Origin of the sequence: Mycobacterium sp. (assembly GCF_029961025.1) — a bacterium.
GTDB lineage: Bacteria > Actinomycetota > Actinomycetes > Mycobacteriales > Mycobacteriaceae > Mycobacterium.
This window is the reverse complement of record NZ_JASBVP010000002.1, coordinates 562,804-579,615: the sequence shown is the minus strand read 5'-3', so window position 1 is coordinate 579,615 and position 16,812 is coordinate 562,804. Positions and strand designations below refer to the sequence as shown.

The window sequence follows — 16,812 nt, the reverse complement described above, 5'->3', positions numbered from 1 at the left end:
GCACTTATTAGCACACTTATCACCACGGGAGGAAGGGACCTGTGATCGTGTTCACCGACCGGCCGCACGGCGTGTCGACGGTCTGACGTTCCGGTGAGCGATGGAATCGTTGAAATCTCCCGCAAGCGGGCCATTAGCGGGATTTACCGTCGGGGTGACGGCGGCGCGACGGGCTGAGGAACTCATCACGCTGTTGGAGCGCCGGGGCGCCGCCGTCGTGCACGCCCCGGCGATCCGGATCATCCCGCTGGTCGACGATGTCGAATTGCAGCGTGTCACGGCACTGCTCATCCAGCAGCCGCCCGACGTGCTCGTGGTGACCACCGGTATCGGCTTCCGTGGCTGGATTGAGGCCGCGCACGGCTGGGATGTCGCCGACGACCTGATCGCCGCGCTCGCGGCGACGCGCATCCTCGCGCGGGGACCCAAGGCGCGCGGTGCGGTCCGCCAGGCCGGGCTCTGTGAGGAGTGGAGCCCGGAGTCTGAGGCGTCGCGGGAAGTGCTCGACCGGCTGTTGGCCGACGGCGCAGCCGGATTGCGCATCGCGGTCCAACTGCACGGCGCGGCCTCGGAGTGGGAACCCAACGCTGACGTTTGCGAAGCCCTGGCGTTCGCGGGAGCGCACGTTATCAAGGTGCCCGTCTACCGTTGGACGCAACCCGAGGACACCCGGCCGATGGATCAGCTGATCGCGATGATCGTCCCCGGCGATATTGACGCGGTGAGCTTCACCAGTGCCCCGGCGGTCGCCTCGATGCTGCAGCGGGCCAAGGCTCTCGGCTGCATGGCCGAGCTCATCGCGGCGATGCGCGATACCGTGGCGGCCATCTGCGTGGGCCCGGTCACCTGCTCGCCGCTGACCCGGCTGGGTATTCCGACCGTGCACCCCGACCGCTACCGGCTGGGCGCGCTCGCCCGGTTGATCACCGATGAGGTTCCGCGCCGCGCGCGCTATTTCACCGCCGGAGGCCATCACATCAGCGTGCGCAGAACAACGGTCGCGGTCGACGGCGACATCCGGGCGGTGCCGCCGGCCGGGATGGCGGTGCTCCGGCGGTTGATGGTGAAACCCGGCTGGGTGGTCTCCCGGGAAGAGCTGCTCGCGCAGCTGCCGGGGGGCGGTGCGGACACCCATGCGGTCGAAACCGCAATGACCAGGCTGCGGTCCGCGCTTGGCACGCCCCGCGTGGTCCAAACCGTCGTCAAGCGCGGCTACCGGCTGGCGATCGACCCGGCGGAATGCCATCCCCATGGATGATGCCGGCCAACGGATCGGGGCTTGCCATGCCCGTCAGGCCGGCCCGGCGCAGTCCCCGTGACCGGGCCGCAATCTCACCCGTCGTCTTCGCGACGGTGAGCCCGATTTCACACCCGGGTCATCGTCGGCTGCCGTCGCGGGTAACAACGGATCCCTAGCGTGAGCGGGTGTCAATCGCCAAATTCCTCGCTCGCACGCATCGCATCTCACACTGGGATCCCGAGGACATCCGGGCCTGGGAGTCCGGTCACAAAGACATCGCCCGCCGCAACCTGGTCTGGTCGGTCGTTGCCGAGCATGTCGGCTTTTCGATCTGGTCGATCTGGTCGGTGATGGTGCTGTTCATGCCCCAGGCTGTGTACGGGTTCTCCGCCGCCGACAAGTTTCTGCTGGGCGCAACCGCTTCACTGGTCGGCGCCTTCCTGCGGATTCCGTACACGGCGGCCACCGCAACGTTCGGCGGCCGCAACTGGACCATGTTCTCGGCGTTCGTGCTGCTGATCCCGATGGTCGGCACGATGTGGCTGATGGCGCACCCCGGCCTGCCGCTGTGGCCGTATCTGGTCTGCGCGGCGTTGGCCGGGCTTGGTGGCGGGAATTTCGCGTCCTCGATGACGAACATCAACGCCTTCTACCCGCAGCGGCTCAAGGGCTGGGCGCTGGGGCTTAACGCCGGTGGCGGCAACATCGGCGTTGCGGTGGTCCAGGTAGTCGCTCTGCTGCTGATCGCCGTCGCGGGGAACCGGGCGCCGTACTGGGTCTGCGCGATCTATCTGGTGTTGCTGGTCATTGCCGGCATCGGGGCGGCGGTGTTCATGGACAACCTCGAGCAGCACAAGATCGACCGCACCGCCATGCGCTCGATCCTTTCGATGCGTGACACCTGGGTGATCTCGCTGCTCTACATCGGCACCTTCGGCTCGTTCATCGGGTTCTCGTTCGCGTTCGGCCAGGTGCTGCAGATCACCTTCGTCGGCGGCGGGCAGACCACCGCCCAGGCATCGCTGCATGCCGCGCAGGTCGCGTTCATCGGCCCGCTGCTCGGGTCGCTGACCCGGGTATACGGCGGAAAACTGGCCGACCGGGTGGGCGGCGGCCGGGTAACCCTAGCGGTGTTCGTCGGCATGATCCTGGCGGCCGGCCTGCTGGTCGGTGTCAGCGTGCATCACGACCACACCCGCGGGGGCACCACGGCGGCCACCATGATCGGCTACGTCCTGGGTTTCGTCGCGCTGTTCATCTTGTCCGGGATCGGCAACGGCTCGGTGTACAAGATGATCCCGTCGATCTTCGAAGCACGCAGCCGGTCGCTGGCTGTCGGCGAGTACGAGCGCCGGCACTGGTCGCGGGCCACATCCGGGGCGCTGATCGGGTTCGCCTCGGCAATCGGCGCCCTCGGGGGCGTCGGCATCAACCTGGCGCTGCGGCAGTCCTACCTGCTCAGCGGGTCGGCCACCGGCGCGTTCGGGGTTTTCATCTCGTTCTATGTCGCCGCCTCGGCGCTGACCTGGGGGATGTATGTGCGCGGCCCGGCGCGGGCCGCCGCCAAACTGCCGGGGCGCCTGGAGCCGGCCCGGGCCGATGCGTAGCAACTCCGGCACCGGAGACCAAATGAATCTCCTGGTCGTGCACGGCACCCGCCACGCGGGTGGTGTCGCCATGCTCGCACAGCTCGCCGATCGGGTCAGCGCGCTGGTCAAGCGCACCGTGCAGGTGGCGTTCGTCGACGTGCTGGGTCCCACGCCCGGCGAGGTGCTTTCGTCGGCCGCGGCGAACGGCGAGCCTGCCGTGGTGCTGCCCGCGTTCCTGTCCCGCGGCTATCATGTCCGCGCCGATTTGCCCGCCCATATCGCGGCCAGCGGACACCCGGATGTCCGCGTTACCCCCGCGCTCGGGCCGAGCCCGCAGATCGTGCGGATTATCGGCGCCCAGCTGGTGAAATCGGGTTGGCGCCAGGGTGATTCGGTGATCCTTGCGGCCGCGGGCACATCCGACCGGGTGGCGCGCGCCGATTTGTGCGCCACCGCGACACGGCTGTCCGCAGTCACTCGATCACGCGTGGAGTTGGCATTCGCCGCGGGGGAGCCGCGCGTCCCCGAGGCGGTCACCCGCGCACGCCGTGCGGGTGCGCGCCGGGTGGTGGTCGCCTCCTATCTGCTGGCCGACGGCCTATTCCAGGACCGCCTGCGAACCTGCGGCGCCGATGTGGTCACCGATCCAGTGGGCACCAACCCTGGCTTGGTTCGCTTGGCCGCCACCCGATTCGCCCGTGCCCGCCGGCGCTGTGCCCCGCCGTCACCGACTCCCACGACGGCGTCGGTGTAGCTCCCCGTCGAGACCCACCCTTGCTGCACCGGCGCCGAGCTATCATCCAAGGGCCTCTAGTGAATTTGCTGGTGCGCGAAAGCATCGGGAGGGCTCATGGTCCAGCAACAACCCATCGGCACCGACAAATCCGGCACCGACCCGGCGCCGCGGCATGCGGTCCTGACTTTTGCCGGCACGTTCGACGCACCCGGCACAGGTTTCCCCTCCGACGTGGTCAAACAAGCCAACCCCAACCTCGTCTTCGAGGTGCCGGTCATCGCGCCATACTCGTTCGGGCCGATCCCGCCCGACTTACCAACGGCTCCCAGCTATGCCGAATCCGTCGAAATCGCCGTCAGCTACGCCAGCACCTGGATCACCGCCAACCCTCAGCAGACATTCGCGATGGGCGGCTACAGTCAGGGTGCCGAGGCGGCCTCCCGGGTGCTGGCCGCCATCATGGGCGGCCCGTTGCAGTGGGCGCGGCCGAACCTGATCGGCGGCTACACGTTCGGCAATCCGGCCCGCGGTCTGGGGCACACCTTCCCCGGCGGAACCGACCCGGGCGGGCGGGGCATCTCGTCGTTTAATCTCACCGCCACGCAGATTCCCAAAAACAGCAGCGGTGTTGACACCTGGTGGGATTTCGCCAATCCCGGCGACCTGTACACCACCACACCCAATGATCAGGCCGGGGCAGACCTTACCGCGGTCTATGACGCGGCCGTGCAATTGAGTATCCAACGCAACCTGATCCTCAACCTGATCGCCGGGCTCACCGAGCCGGGCGGGTTGCTGCAGCAAGCCGTCGGTCTGGTAACCAACCCGGTTGTCGGCGGGCCTGCCCTGGCCGAGGCGATCACGCTCGCCGTGAGGTTCTACGACACCAGCCCGCCCGGGCTGGCCCATCTCGACTACAACACCGTCGACGCTTTGCCGGGGCAGAGTTCCGTCGCGGTGGCGGTCAACCACGTGAACAACATCGCGGCATCGACACCGGCCCGCAGCGTCGCTTGACACGCTCGTGTGCTCGGTAACTCAGTAACGCCGGCATAGATCTCTACGTGTGCTGCAGATGTTGAGGACAGAACTCGTTCGCCGCGATCGCCGCGAACCTGGCAGCGCCGTCTAGCGAAAATGCTGGATTGGCCTTCTTCACGTCGTCGATGACTTCGATGCCCGACACCCCGTTGTCCATCAGCCCGCACACCGCCTCGCCGGCTGCGACGGCCTGGGACGGGTTGCGGTAGGTGATACCCGCATTGTTGAGTGCGGAAAGGAAACCCGTGTCGATGAAACCTGAGTCGGCAACGGCATCGTTGGGACTTGTTCCGGTGATGTCGGGACCCGACTCGGCGTGCGCCGGCACGGCGGGTGCGGTCCCGGAGGCTAGCAGGACTCCAGCGGCTATCGTCACGCACAAATACTTAACTCTCAAGGATTTTCCTTTACAGGTGTACTCCGCTGACTGGCTAATTTTCCCGCCGCGACATCGTCGTCGAACCGTGAACAGCACCCTGTCCAATCCGCGCGGCTCCCGAAGATCTGCCGAATTCCCCACCGCTGGGTCATGATCCGCACGACATTGGTGCCACTCACGGGTACGGCTCGCTTTGACGTTACTCCTCCTGCAGGTAAATATCTATTGTGGGACGCTGATTTTCGGTTACCTTCACGACCTTTTAATTTGGTGAACAACGTGTGCCATAGTTCGCACAGCCGCCCGGTTGTGGCCGTGCGGACCTGAGGCCGTGCGGTGCAACCTCTTCGGATTAGCACCAGATCACGGCTTCGATGCTGCGGGTTTGGCTGGGTTGGCCGAGGACAGGTGAACCGCGTGGATCCCCGGTTTTCGCGACAGGTCGGCGAGCAGGTTCTGCAGTCCGGCCGAGTCGGTGTGCCAGTGCTGCACCGCCGGGTTGTCGGGTTGCTTCGACAACTCGGTGACGAGCCGCTCAAGTTGCACCGGTTTGGGGCTGCCCTTGAGGGTCGCGGTGCCGACACGGGGGCCGGTGGCGCCGATGGCGCCACCGGCCAAACCCGCCACGCCCACTTGGCTATACAGGCTTCCCGCGTCGCCCGCCAGGACCGCCGGAGCGGCGGCCGGGCCGACTCCCGGCAACGCCGTGGCCAGCATTCGGATCGCCGGGGTGGCCGCCGCCCAGCTGGGCGGCACCGACAACATGCCCACCAATCCCGCGCGGCCCACACCCGCCGACACCGCTGAGGCGGCGGTACCCAGACGCGCCGCCCCGAGCCCTCCGGCCTCACCCAACCCGGCCCCGAGGTTCGGCAACAGATTACCCAGCGCCCCTCCTAACCCCAACGGGTGGAAGGACTTCTGGAACTCCACCATTCCCAGCAGGGTGCTGATCATGGCGTCGTTGGCCGGCAGGATGGCCTTCGCGCCGGAGCCGATCCCGAACAGGGATTGATAGATCGATGACGCCGACGATGATCCGGTGAGGCCGTTCAGCAGTCCGCCCATCGTCTTGTTCCACGACGTGCTGGCCGACGCCAGTTCTTGGAGAACCAGGGGGATCCCCGAGAGCACCGACTGCGCGCCGGTGCCACCCGAGGCACCGGCGGCCTGGCCCACCGCCGCGCCCTGGGCGAGCGGCCCGGCCGCATTGGTGGTCGGCGGCGGCGGGCTGAACGGCGTCACCCGGGTGGCGGCCGCCGCGGAGCCGGCGTAGCCGAACATCGCGGCGGCGTCTTGGGCCCACATCTCGGCGTATTGCGCCTCGAGGGCCGCGATTGCCGCGGTGTTCTGCCCGAAGATGTTGGTCGCCGCCAGCGACGCCAGCTGGCTGCGGTTCGCCGCGATCAGCGGCGGCGGCACCGTCGCGGCAAACGCCGTCTCATAGGCGGCCGCCGCCGCCCTGGCCTGCAGCGCCGCCTCTTTGGCCCGCTCCGCCGTGGTCGACATCCACGCCACGTACGGTGCGGCAGCGGCCGCCATCGACCCCGAGGATGGACCCCTCCACGGGCCGCTGGTCAGATCCGCGATCACCGAGCCGCAGCGGGCCGCGGAGGATTGCAATTCCCCGGCCAGCCCGTCCCAGGCCGTGGCGGCCGCCAGCATCGGGCCCGACCCCGGGCCGGCATACATCCGGCCGGAGTTGATCTCCGGTGGCAATGCTCCGAAATCCACTGCTAAGCCCGTTAACTCGTGGTGATCACGTTCGCGGCCTCGGTGGCCGCGTAGGACCCCGCGCTCGTCGCCAACGTGGTGACAAACATCTCGTGAATTGCCGCGGCCTGGGCGCTGACGGCCTGATACATCTGGGCGTGCGCGGCGAACTGCGCGGCGGTCAGCGCCGATACCTCGTCGGCGGCCGCTGGAATCACCCCCGTCGTGGGGGCTGCCGCAACCGCATTGGCGGTGGCTATCGCCGAGCCGATGCCGGCCAGGTCGCCCGCCGCACCGGCCAGCGCCTCCGGCTGGATGGTCACAAACGACATTGGGTTTCCTCCTTCTTTCCCGATATTTCCCTGTGTTTGGGTATGAACCCAAAATCCTTGAGCTGTGAGAACATAAGCTAATCGTTATGGGTTCGTTGGCGGTATCACGATGATGGTGACCGTGGCGTCGGCGTCCGCGGCAGCGCTCCCGATGACGCCGCCGGTGGCGCTACCGACGGAGCGGGTGGCGGTGCCGCCGATAGCGCGTCCGGCCAGACTCGACAGCGCCACGTCGCTGAACAGGCTTCCCCCGCTGTCCGCGGCGATCGGCGCGGCGGCGCCCGGGTCGGATCCGGGCAACACCTCGGCGACCGGCCTGATCGCTGGCGCCGCCGCCGCCCAGGTCTTCGGCACCGAGAGTCCCCCGACTATGCCCGCGTGACCCATACCCGCCGATACCGCCGCTGCACCGCTGCCCGCCGGGCTCAGCGCACCCACACCCGAAACCGGGGGCGGTAACAGCGACGCCGGCAACAACGACTTCATCGCCCCACCACCGAGCACAGTGGCAACACCCTCCGCGTTGTGGGGAATCAGCACGTTCTGTATGCCGAAAAGAAAAGGCGCTCCGGCCACGTCGGTAAGCGCAAAAGGTGAGTACGGGCCGGTGAGGTTGGTCACCAGGGTGCTCAGGCTCGACAGGCTGGAGGGCAGTGCCGACGTCGACGGCGTGGCTGCCGGGGCCGGCAACGCGAGGCTGTGCAGCGCCTGCGGCACCGCCGAAAGCAGCTGTGAGAACGCCGCCTGGGTGTTGACGCCGCCTGCCGCACCGGCGGATTGGGCTACCGCAGCAGCCTGACCGCTAAGACCGCCGGGGTCGGTGGTCTGCGGTGCGGCGGTGAACGGGACCATCCGCGTTGCGGCGGCCGAGGATCCGGCGTAGCCGTACATCGCGGCGGCGTCTTGGGCCCACATCTCGGCGTACTGGGCTTCGGTGGCCGCGATCGCCGGGGTGTTTTGACCCAGGAAATTCGTCGCGATCAGGGCCATCAACAGGCTGCGGTTGGCTGCGATCACCGGCGGGGGAACCGTCGCGGCGAACGCGGTCTCATAGGCTGCCACCGCCGCCCGCGCCTGAGCGGCCGTCTGCTCGGCCCGGGCGGCCGTGGCACTCATCCACTCCCCGTATGGGGCGGCGGCCGCGGCCATGCTCACCGATGACGGACCCGTCCAGGACGCACCGGCCAGATCCGTGATCCGCCTGCTGTACGAAGCTGCGGCGGTTTGCAACTCGGCCGATAGCGCATCCCAGGCGGCCGCGGCGGCCAGCATCGGCGCCGGCCCCGGGCCGGCATACATGCGGCCAGAGTTGATCTCCGGTGGTAACGCTCCGAAATCCATGCCTGAACTCCCCGGGGGCTTAGCAGGCTGCAACCAGATCGTGTCCGGCGGCACACCTGGTCGTGGTCCGGTTGCTGCGGGTCATAGCGGTTAAATGCAGTTGAACGACACCGTTTTTCGGTGATCCCGACCGTGGAACGATTCCGGCGGTGGTAGCCAACAGACCTGCACTCTCCCTTCTCATCATGCCGGGGCCGACCTTCGGTTCGGGTCAGTTGCCCGCCGCGGCGGACCTATTGGCTTTGTGCCCGCCCGGCTTGTGGCGGGCGTGAACATCGCACCCGGTACAGCGATCATGCTGCGGGGAACGTGTTGGTGTTGCGTTCCGGCCCGGTAATCGCGAGGTAAAAAGGAGATACCGGCGACCTCACACCGCAGGTGAGAACTTGCTTACGGCCGCAGACATACGACATCGCCGATTCACCGAAATGAGCTGCGGGCGCTTACCTTGGTCACGAAACCCCTTGGTACCGTGGTGTGTTGGTTGTGCTGTCTGCATTCGTCTCCGATCGCGGCAACCAAACGATGGCAATATTGCGATTCGCTACCCGCACGGCCGGCCGATCTGGGCACCTACCGATAACGGCGCCCTGCGGGACAATGACACTACGCGACGACCGGGCGGCCGATGCAGACATAGCCGTCAAGCGTGACGCGCACTGGATACACCGGTACCGTGACCGAGGGGTCGTCGAGGCAGTGCCCGTCGGCAAGGGCGAAAGCCTGCTTGCCGATGGGTGATTGGACCATGATGTGCCCGCCCCGGTCTCCGACGATGCCACGGGATATCACCGCGGCGTCGCTGAACGGATCGATGTTCCCAAGCGCGTGGAGGGATCCGTCGTCAAGCCGGAACAGCGCCGCCTGGGAGCCATCGTCGAGTAGCACGCCGACACCCCGGTTAGGGATCAGGTCGTCGTAGGCGCAGGCCAACGTCCAGGTTTCGCCATCGCGGGCCATCAGCTGGGCTCCGCCCTCAGCGGGAGCCGTGAGGTCTTCGATCATGCGTCGGGTCTCACGTTGGCACTCGCGGCATGCCGATGAGCACGGCATCGGGCCGGCGCTCGCCGGCAGGAACCGGCTTTTTGCGTCCGTTGACTTCGGTGAAGATCACGGTCGGGTCGGGGATGTCGGGAGCGTTCACAAATGACACGAAGCGCGCCAGCTTCTCCGGATCCTCCAGCACCGCTTTCCATTCGCACCGATAGTTGGCTACGTGACGCTGAACGGCGGCTTCGAATTCTTCGGCTAAGCCCAGCGAGTCGTCGCACACCACCTCGCGCACATGATCCAGTCCACCCTCCAGGGAGTCGATCCAGGCTGCCGTGCGCTGCAGCCGGTCCGCGGTGCGGATGTAGAACATCACAAACCGGTCGATGTAGCGGATCAGCGTCTCGTCGTCGAGGTCACCGGCCAGCAACCGCGCGTGCTTTGGCGAAAAACCACCGTTCCCACCAACATACAGGTTCCAGCCCCGTTCGGTCGCGATCACGCCGATATCCTTGGATCGCGCCTCAGCGCATTCTCGCGCGCACCCGGAGACACCCATCTTGATTTTGTGCGGTGCCCGCAGCCCCCGGTAGCGCAGCTCTAGGTCGATGGCCATCTGCACCGAATCCTGCTGTCCATATCGGCACCAATCGGTGCCCACGCAGCTTTTCACGGTGCGCACCGCCTTGCCGTAGGCATGGCCGGACTCCATGCCGCCGTCGACGAGCCGCTTCCAGATCGCCGGCAGCTGGTCGACCCTGGCGCCGAACAAATCGATGCGCTGCCCACCGGTGATCTTGGTGTAGAGGCCGAATTCCTTCGCGACCTGACCGATCAAAATCAGATGCTCGGGTTCGATGCTGCCACCGGGAACCCGCGGCACAACCGAGTAGCTGCCGTTGCGCTGAATGTTGGCGAGGAAATGGTCGTTGGAGTCCTGCAGCGACGCTTGCTCACCGTCGAGAATATGGTCGGATCCGGTGGATGCCAGGATGGAAGCGATCGCGGGTTTACAAATGTCGCAACCCTTTCCGCGACCAAAGCGGCTCAGCAGGCCGGAGAAGCTGCGGATTCCGGTGGCCATGATGATCTCGAAGAGCTCTTGGCGTGACTGGCTGAAGTGCTCGCACAGCGCCCTGGACTGTTGCACGCCCTCGGCTTGCAGCAACTGCTTGAGCATCGGAACGCATGATCCGCATGACGTGCCCGCCGCGGTGCATGCTTTGAGCGCGGGCACGTCGGTGCAGCCGTCGGCGATCGCCGCGGTGAGCTGCCCCTTGGTGACGTTGTTGCACGAGCAGATCAGCGCCGACGGCGCCAGCGCACCCACCCCCACGACCGCGCTGTCGCCGCGGGCCGGGGTGATCAGCGCCAGCGGGTCGCCGGGCAGCTCACTGCCGACCATTGGCCGCAGCACCCCGTAGTTGGAGGCATCTCCGACCAGGATGCCGCCGAGTAGCGTCTTCGCGTCATCGGACAACACCAGTTTGGCGTACCTTCGGTTCACCGCGTCGTTGACGACGACCTCGAGGCAGTTCGGGGTGGCGCCCATGGCGTCGCCGAAGCTGGCGACATCAACGCCCAGCAGTTTGAGCTTGGTGGACAGGTCGGCTTCGGGAAACTCCGCCGCGCCGCCTAGCAGTCGGTCCGCCACCACCTCGGCGCTGGTGTAGCCCGGGCCCACCAGTCCGTAGCAGCGGCCCTCGATCGCCGCCACTTCGCCGATCGCGTAAATGTCAGGATCGCTGGTCCGGCACGATAAATCGGTGAGCACACCACCCCGCTCGGCGATGGCCAGGCCGGCCGCGGCCGCCAACTCGTCGCGGGGCCGTATGCCGGCGGCGAAGATCACCACGCCGGCGTCGATCACCTGCCCATCGGACAAGCTCACCCGTACCGACTGTGAGCCATCATCACGCGAGACAGCCTCGAGCACCTCGGTTTTCACACCCAAGTGCACCGCGATGCCAAGGTCGGCAATTATCCGGGCCAACAGCGCACCACCGGCCTCGTCGACCTGCTGCGCCATCAGCCGCGGCATGATCTCCACGATGTGTGTCTGTAGTCCGAACTGGCGCAAGGCGTTAGCGGCTTCCAACCCCAGCAGTCCCCCGCCGATCACCACACCGGCGTCGGTGTGGCCGGCGTTCAGTGTGTGCTGCACGTCGACCCGGATGGCATCCAGGTCGTCGAGTGTGCGGTAGACGTGACAGCAGGGCAGGTCATGGCCGGGGACCGGCGGTACGTACGCGCGCGAACCCGTGGCCAGCACCAGTTTGTCGTACCGATGCCGTTGGCCGTCTGCGGTCAGTACCGATCTACCCGCCCGGTCGATCTCGGTGGCCCGCGTGCTCAGCAACAGCCGCACCCGCTCATCGCCGTGGTAGTCATTTCCCGGCAGCGCCAGTTGCCCGCGATCCCACGTCTCGGTGTAGGAGGTGAGCCCCACCCGGTCATAGGCCGCGTTGGCCTCTTCCGCCAACACCGTGATCCGACAGGTCCCGTCGGGGTCACGGGCACGCAGCGCCTCGACTAGCCGATGGCCCACCATGCCGTGCCCGACCACAACGATCGCGCGCCCGCTGCGGCCCTCGCGCCCGTCGACGACTTGAGCCATGACATGAGGTTAGAAATGCGATGTTTCCGTCATGTCGCATCATGTGACACCGCTGTGACGGAGTCCTGACAGCGTGGGGGGCCGGGGCCGAGAGGTTCGCGGCCAGCGACCCTCGGTGCAACGTGACGAGGTGACCGACGGATGCCCGGTCATCCCCAGGTGGGCACCGCGATGAGGACGCGGTGGGTAACGAGGGGCCTGCCCAGCGGGGACGGGTCTAAGCCGTGAGCCAGGTCACTGTCCGGTCGAGGTCGGCATGCGCTGACGCGACGGCGACGACGAGGGTATGGCGGTCCTATCACGACCGGATCCACCCCCCGCGATAGTGGGCGTATCCATCTGGGTACGCTCCGAGCAGGAAACGTGAAAAGGGAATCCATACCAGATGAGCGCACCCACGACCAACCGTCCTGCAGCCGGCGTCTTCTCACCCCGCCGCGCCCCGATAGCGCAACCGACACTGCGCACCGACCGCTGGTGGTTGGCGCCCCTGATGACCGACATCGGCCTGGCGGCCTTCTTGATCTACGGGTTCATTCGCAGCATGTGGGGAAGCGCGTATTGGGTTCCCGACTACCACTACCTGTCACCGTTTTACTCGCCATGCATCAGCGCTTCCTGCCAGCCGGGTGCCAGCCATCTCGGTGTCTGGCTGGGGCACTTCCCCTGGTGGATTCCGTTGGGAATGCTGGTGTTGCCGTTTCTGCTCGCATTCCGGATCACCTGCTATTACTATCGCAAGGCCTATTATCGCTCGGTATGGCAGTCGCCCACCAGCTGCGCGATTCCCGAGCCGCGCGTCCATTACACCGGTGAGACCCGCCTGCCGCTGATCATTCAGAACAGCCACCGATACTTCTTTTTCTTCGCATTGATCGTCTCGGTGATCAACACCTACGACGCAATCGTCGCGTTTCACTCCCCGTCGGGTTTCGGATTGGGCTTGGGCAGTGTCATTATCGTCGGCAACGTGATCCTGCTCTGGATCTACACCTTGTCGTGTCACTCCTGCCGTCACGTCATGGGCGGGAGGCTCAAGCACTTTTCCAGCCACCCTATCCGCTACTGGCTCTGGACGCAGATCAGCCGGATCAACACTCGCCACATGACGTGGGCGTGGATCACACTGGGCACTCTGGTGCTCACCGACTTCTACATCATGCTGGTGGCCAGCGGCACCATCCATGACTTGAGGTTTATTGGGTGACAAGCACATTCGGGATTTTTGGCAAGGATTGAGCGAGGGTTTCATGGTTGAGGTCGAACGGCACTCATACGACGTCGTCGTGATCGGTGCCGGCGGCGCCGGATTACGCGCCGTGATCGAAGCACGCGAACGCGGCCTGAGGGTGGCCGTGGTGTGTAAGTCATTGTTCGGCAAGGCACACACGGTGATGGCCGAGGGGGGCGCCGCGGCCGCGATGGGCAACGTCAACCCTAAAGACAACTGGCAAGTGCATTTCCGCGACACGATGCGTGGCGGCAAGTTTCTCAACAACTGGCGGATGGCCGAGCTGCACGCCAAGGAGGCGCCCGACCGGGTCTGGGAGCTAGAGACCTACGGTGCCCTGTTCGACCGCACCAAGGACGGCCGGATCAGCCAGCGTAACTTCGGTGGGCACACCTACCCGCGACTGGCCCACGTCGGCGACCGCACCGGTCTGGAACTGATCCGTACCATGCAACAAAAGGTCGTCGCACTTCAGCAAGAGGATTACGGCGAGTTCGGCGACTACGAAGCACGGATCAAGGTATTCGCGGAGTGCACGATCACCGAACTGATCAAGGATGGCGACCGCATCGCCGGTGCCTTCGGATATTGGCGTGAAAGCGGGCGATTTATCCTGTTCGAGGCGCCCGCGGTGGTGATGGCCACCGGCGGCATTGGCAAGTCGTTCAAGGTCACGTCGAATTCCTGGGAGTACACCGGAGATGGGCACGCGCTGGCGCTGCGGGCCGGCGCCACGCTGATCAACATGGAATTCGTCCAGTTCCACCCGACCGGCATGGTCTGGCCACCCAGCGTCAAGGGGATCCTGGTCACCGAAAGCGTTCGCGGCGACGGCGGGGTGCTCAAAAACGCCGACGGCAAGCGCTTCATGTTCGATTACATCCCGCCGGTGTTCAAAGGCCAGTACGCCGAGACCGAAGCGGAAGCCGACGCCTGGCTCTACGACAATGACAACAACCGGCGCACACCTGACCTGCTGCCCCGTGACGAGGTGGCGCGCGCGATCAACGCCGAAGTCAAAGCCGGCCGCGGCAGCCCACACGGTGGGGTCTACCTGGACATCGCATCCCGGCGGTCAGCCGAAGACATCCTCAAGCTGCTGCCGTCGATGTATCACCAATTCAAGGAGTTGGCGGGCGTCGACATCACCAAGGAGCCAATGGAAGTCGGGCCCACCTGCCACTACGTGATGGGCGGTATCGAAGTCGACCCGGATACCGGCGCCGCCAGGGTGCCGGGGTTGTTCGCAGCCGGCGAGTGCTCGGGCGGCATGCACGGCTCCAACCGGCTGGGCGGTAACTCGCTGTCCGACCTGATCGTGTTCGGTCGGCGTGCGGGACTGGGTGCCGCCGACTATGTGCGGGCCCTCTCGCACCGGCCGTCCCCGCCCGCCGAGGCGGTCGATGCCGCAGCCAAGATGGCGCTTGCGCCGTTTGATCCTCCGAAAGATATTGCGGCGGCTGAAAATCCGTACAAGCTGCACACCGACCTGCAGGACACCATGAACGACCTGGTCGGCATCATCCGCAGGGCTGACGAAATCACCCAGGCGATCTCGCGGCTGGAGGAGTTGAAGGCGCGCTACGCCAACATCGTGGTCGAAGGCCACCGGCAATACAATCCCGGCTGGCACCTGGCCATCGACCTGCGTAACATGCTGCTGGTCAGCGAATGCGTGGCAAAAGCGGCGCTGGAACGCACCGAAAGTCGCGGCGGTCACACCCGCGAGGACCATCCGTCGATGGATCCCGCCTGGCGTAAGATCCTGCTGGTATGCCGTGCCGGTGATGGACTCTCCGGCGACTCGGTTTTTCCCACGGTCAATATCACCCGCGAAGAGCAGGTACCGATGCGGCCCGACCTGCTGGAGCTCTTCGAGATCGATGAACTCGAAAAGTATTTCACCGACGAAGAGCTGGCCGATCACCCGGGACGGAGAAGCTAGATGAGCTACAACGCCAGCATGCGGCTATGGCGCGGCGACGAGCGTGGCGGCACGCTGCAGGACTTCACCGTTGAGGTCAACGAGGGCGAGGTGGTGCTCGACATCATCCACCGGCTGCAGGCCACCCAGATCCCGGATCTCGCGGTGCGCTGGAATTGCAAGGCCGGTAAGTGTGGCTCCTGCTCGGCTGAGATCAACGGCAAGCCCAAGCTGATGTGCATGACCCGGATGTCGACGTTCGGCCGGGACGAAGTCGTGACCGTGACCCCGCTGCGGACGTTTCCGGTGATCCGCGACCTGGTGACCGACGTCTCGTTTAACTACGAGAAGGCCCGCAAGATCCCGTCGTTCACTCCACCTAAGGAACTGCAGCCCGGCGAGTACCGGATGGCGCAGGTCGATGTGCAGCGCTCGCAGGAGTTCCGCAAGTGCATCGAATGCTTCCTGTGCCAGGACGTGTGCCATGTGATCCGTGATCACGAGGAGAACAAGAAGGCATTCGCCGGTCCGCGCTTCCTGATGCGGATCGCCGAGCTGGAAATGCATCCGCTGGATACCCTGGATCGGCGCACTCGGGCGCAGGAGGAGCACGGCCTGGGCTATTGCAACATCACCAAGTGCTGCACCGAAGTTTGCCCGGAAAGCATCAAAATCACCGACAACGCGCTGATCCCGATGAAAGAGCGGGTCGCCGACCGTAAATACGATCCGCTGGTGTGGCTGGGTAACAGGTTGTTCCGTCGCTGAACAGCCGACCGGCCCTCAGGCACCGAGCCGGCGGAAGGCACTCCGATGATAGACGATGGGCGCCACGTCACGGTGCACCTTGACGTCGCTGACCCGCAAAACCACTATGGTGTGATCCCCGGCCGGGATCAGTTGCTCGATCGCGCTTTCCAACCACACGCTGGTTCCCTTGATAAATACCGCGCCGCCGGCGGTGGACTCCGTCTGCAAACCGGCGAATCGGTCCCCGGTCTTGGCCGCCAGTGCGCGCACGGCCTCATCGTGATCCTCGCCGAACACACTTATCCCCAGTAACGGCACGGTTTTGAGTTTGGGCCACGTTGTCGACCGGTTCTGCACGCAGAATGACACCAGCGGCGGATCCAGTGATACGGGAACAAACGTGCTGGCCGCTAGCCCCTCTCGGACTCCGTTGACCTCGGCGGCGATGGCGACCACGCCCGACGGGAAATGACCGAACGCCTCACGCAGCGTGGACGAGGTCAGCTTGCTGTTCTCGCTCACCCGGGTTCCCTCGCCCCTTGACTCTAAGGACGGATGTCTTTCACCCGACCCTACCCGCAGCAGCCGCCTAACTCACCAAGTGTGCGCGTTCAAGCGCTGCGCCCAACGCGGACCGGACCGTCACCTCCTGGCCGGCCGCGGTCCGCCCACACCCCGCGATCCCCCGCAGCTGTCCGGGATCGTCGCGCACGCCGGCGGCGGCGCGCGGTGGCGACAAGGCCAGGTTCGCCCCCGTCGCCGCAGGTGAGGCGGGGCGCTGCGGTTTGACCGGTGAGGGGCTCGCCGGCTGGTTACCTCGGCGTACCCGGCCAACGAAATTTAGCTCACACCGTGTTGCGTTGAAGTTACCGGCGGGTATAGGTTAACGGTGTTACCGGTGGGTAACTTAGCTGTACCCAACCGTGAGT

The 16,812-nt window shown here is 65.8% G+C and carries 14 protein-coding genes; 7 read left to right on the top strand and 7 right to left on the bottom strand.

Annotated elements, in window-relative coordinates; genetic code table 11:
* Nucleotides 1-100 precede the first annotated feature (100 nt).
* The 4 genes from QJR12_RS03405 (at nt 101) to QJR12_RS03390 (ending at nt 4,582) form a co-directional block, all read left to right on the top strand.
* The gene (locus QJR12_RS03405) at nt 101-1,258 is read left to right on the top strand and encodes a uroporphyrinogen-III synthase (RefSeq protein WP_300576207.1); all 1,158 of its coding nucleotides are present in this window, start codon (nt 101-103) and stop codon (nt 1,256-1,258) included.
* Nucleotides 1,259-1,431: 173 nt separating this feature from the next.
* Nucleotides 1,432-2,847, top strand: coding sequence for a nitrate/nitrite transporter (locus QJR12_RS03400; protein WP_300576567.1), 1,416 nt, complete (start codon nt 1,432-1,434; stop codon nt 2,845-2,847).
* 22 nt (nt 2,848-2,869) lie between these two features.
* Entirely contained in the window at nt 2,870-3,583 is a 714-nt protein-coding gene (locus QJR12_RS03395) for a sirohydrochlorin chelatase (RefSeq protein ID WP_300576204.1), read from the top strand.
* 96 nt (nt 3,584-3,679) lie between these two features.
* On the top strand, nt 3,680-4,582 hold the full coding sequence (locus QJR12_RS03390) for a hypothetical protein (protein ID WP_300576201.1): 903 nt from the start codon (nt 3,680-3,682) through the stop codon (nt 4,580-4,582).
* Between the two features lie 43 nt (nt 4,583-4,625).
* Here QJR12_RS03390 and QJR12_RS03385 read toward each other — a convergent pair whose 3' ends face one another.
* From QJR12_RS03385 to nirB, 6 genes are all read right to left on the bottom strand, one after another.
* A complete protein-coding gene (locus tag QJR12_RS03385; RefSeq protein ID WP_300576198.1) occupies nt 4,626-4,982 on the bottom strand; it encodes a DUF732 domain-containing protein in 357 nt (118 codons plus the stop codon).
* Between the two features lie 366 nt (nt 4,983-5,348).
* Nucleotides 5,349-6,719 (bottom strand): PPE family protein, encoded by a 1,371-nt coding sequence (locus tag QJR12_RS03380; RefSeq protein WP_300576196.1) that lies wholly within the window; start codon nt 6,717-6,719, stop codon nt 5,349-5,351.
* A gap of 11 nt (nt 6,720-6,730) precedes the next feature.
* Nucleotides 6,731-7,030: a PE family protein gene (locus QJR12_RS03375; RefSeq protein ID WP_300576193.1), complete on the bottom strand. Its 300-nt coding sequence runs from the start codon at nt 7,028-7,030 to the stop codon at nt 6,731-6,733.
* Nucleotides 7,031-7,114: 84 nt separating this feature from the next.
* A complete protein-coding gene (locus QJR12_RS03370; RefSeq protein WP_300576191.1) occupies nt 7,115-8,371 on the bottom strand; it encodes a PPE family protein in 1,257 nt (418 codons plus the stop codon).
* Nucleotides 8,372-8,977: 606 nt separating this feature from the next.
* On the bottom strand, nt 8,978-9,331 hold the full coding sequence (nirD, locus tag QJR12_RS03365; RefSeq protein WP_300576565.1) for a nitrite reductase small subunit NirD: 354 nt from the start codon (nt 9,329-9,331) through the stop codon (nt 8,978-8,980).
* 55 nt (nt 9,332-9,386) lie between these two features.
* Nucleotides 9,387-11,978 carry a nitrite reductase large subunit NirB gene (nirB, locus tag QJR12_RS03360; protein WP_300576188.1) on the bottom strand — a complete coding sequence of 864 codons (2,592 nt, stop codon included), beginning with the start codon at nt 11,976-11,978 and terminating at the stop codon, nt 9,387-9,389.
* A gap of 385 nt (nt 11,979-12,363) precedes the next feature.
* Here nirB and QJR12_RS03355 point away from each other — a divergent pair, with 385 nt between their 5' ends.
* The 3 genes from QJR12_RS03355 to QJR12_RS03345 are packed head-to-tail and all read left to right on the top strand — an operon-like array spanning nt 12,364 to nt 15,901.
* A complete protein-coding gene (locus QJR12_RS03355) occupies nt 12,364-13,185 on the top strand; it encodes a hypothetical protein (RefSeq protein WP_300576185.1) in 822 nt (273 codons plus the stop codon).
* Between the two features lie 43 nt (nt 13,186-13,228).
* Nucleotides 13,229-15,154 (top strand): fumarate reductase/succinate dehydrogenase flavoprotein subunit, encoded by a 1,926-nt coding sequence (locus QJR12_RS03350; RefSeq protein ID WP_300576183.1) that lies wholly within the window; start codon nt 13,229-13,231, stop codon nt 15,152-15,154.
* Nucleotides 15,155-15,901, top strand: a complete 747-nt coding sequence (locus tag QJR12_RS03345) for a succinate dehydrogenase/fumarate reductase iron-sulfur subunit (RefSeq protein ID WP_300576180.1) — start codon at nt 15,155-15,157, stop codon at nt 15,899-15,901.
* A 15-nt stretch (nt 15,902-15,916) separates the two neighbouring features.
* Here QJR12_RS03345 and QJR12_RS03340 read toward each other — a convergent pair whose 3' ends face one another.
* Nucleotides 15,917-16,405 (bottom strand): flavin reductase family protein, encoded by a 489-nt coding sequence (locus QJR12_RS03340; RefSeq protein ID WP_300576177.1) that lies wholly within the window; start codon nt 16,403-16,405, stop codon nt 15,917-15,919.
* Nucleotides 16,406-16,812 lie beyond the last annotated feature (407 nt).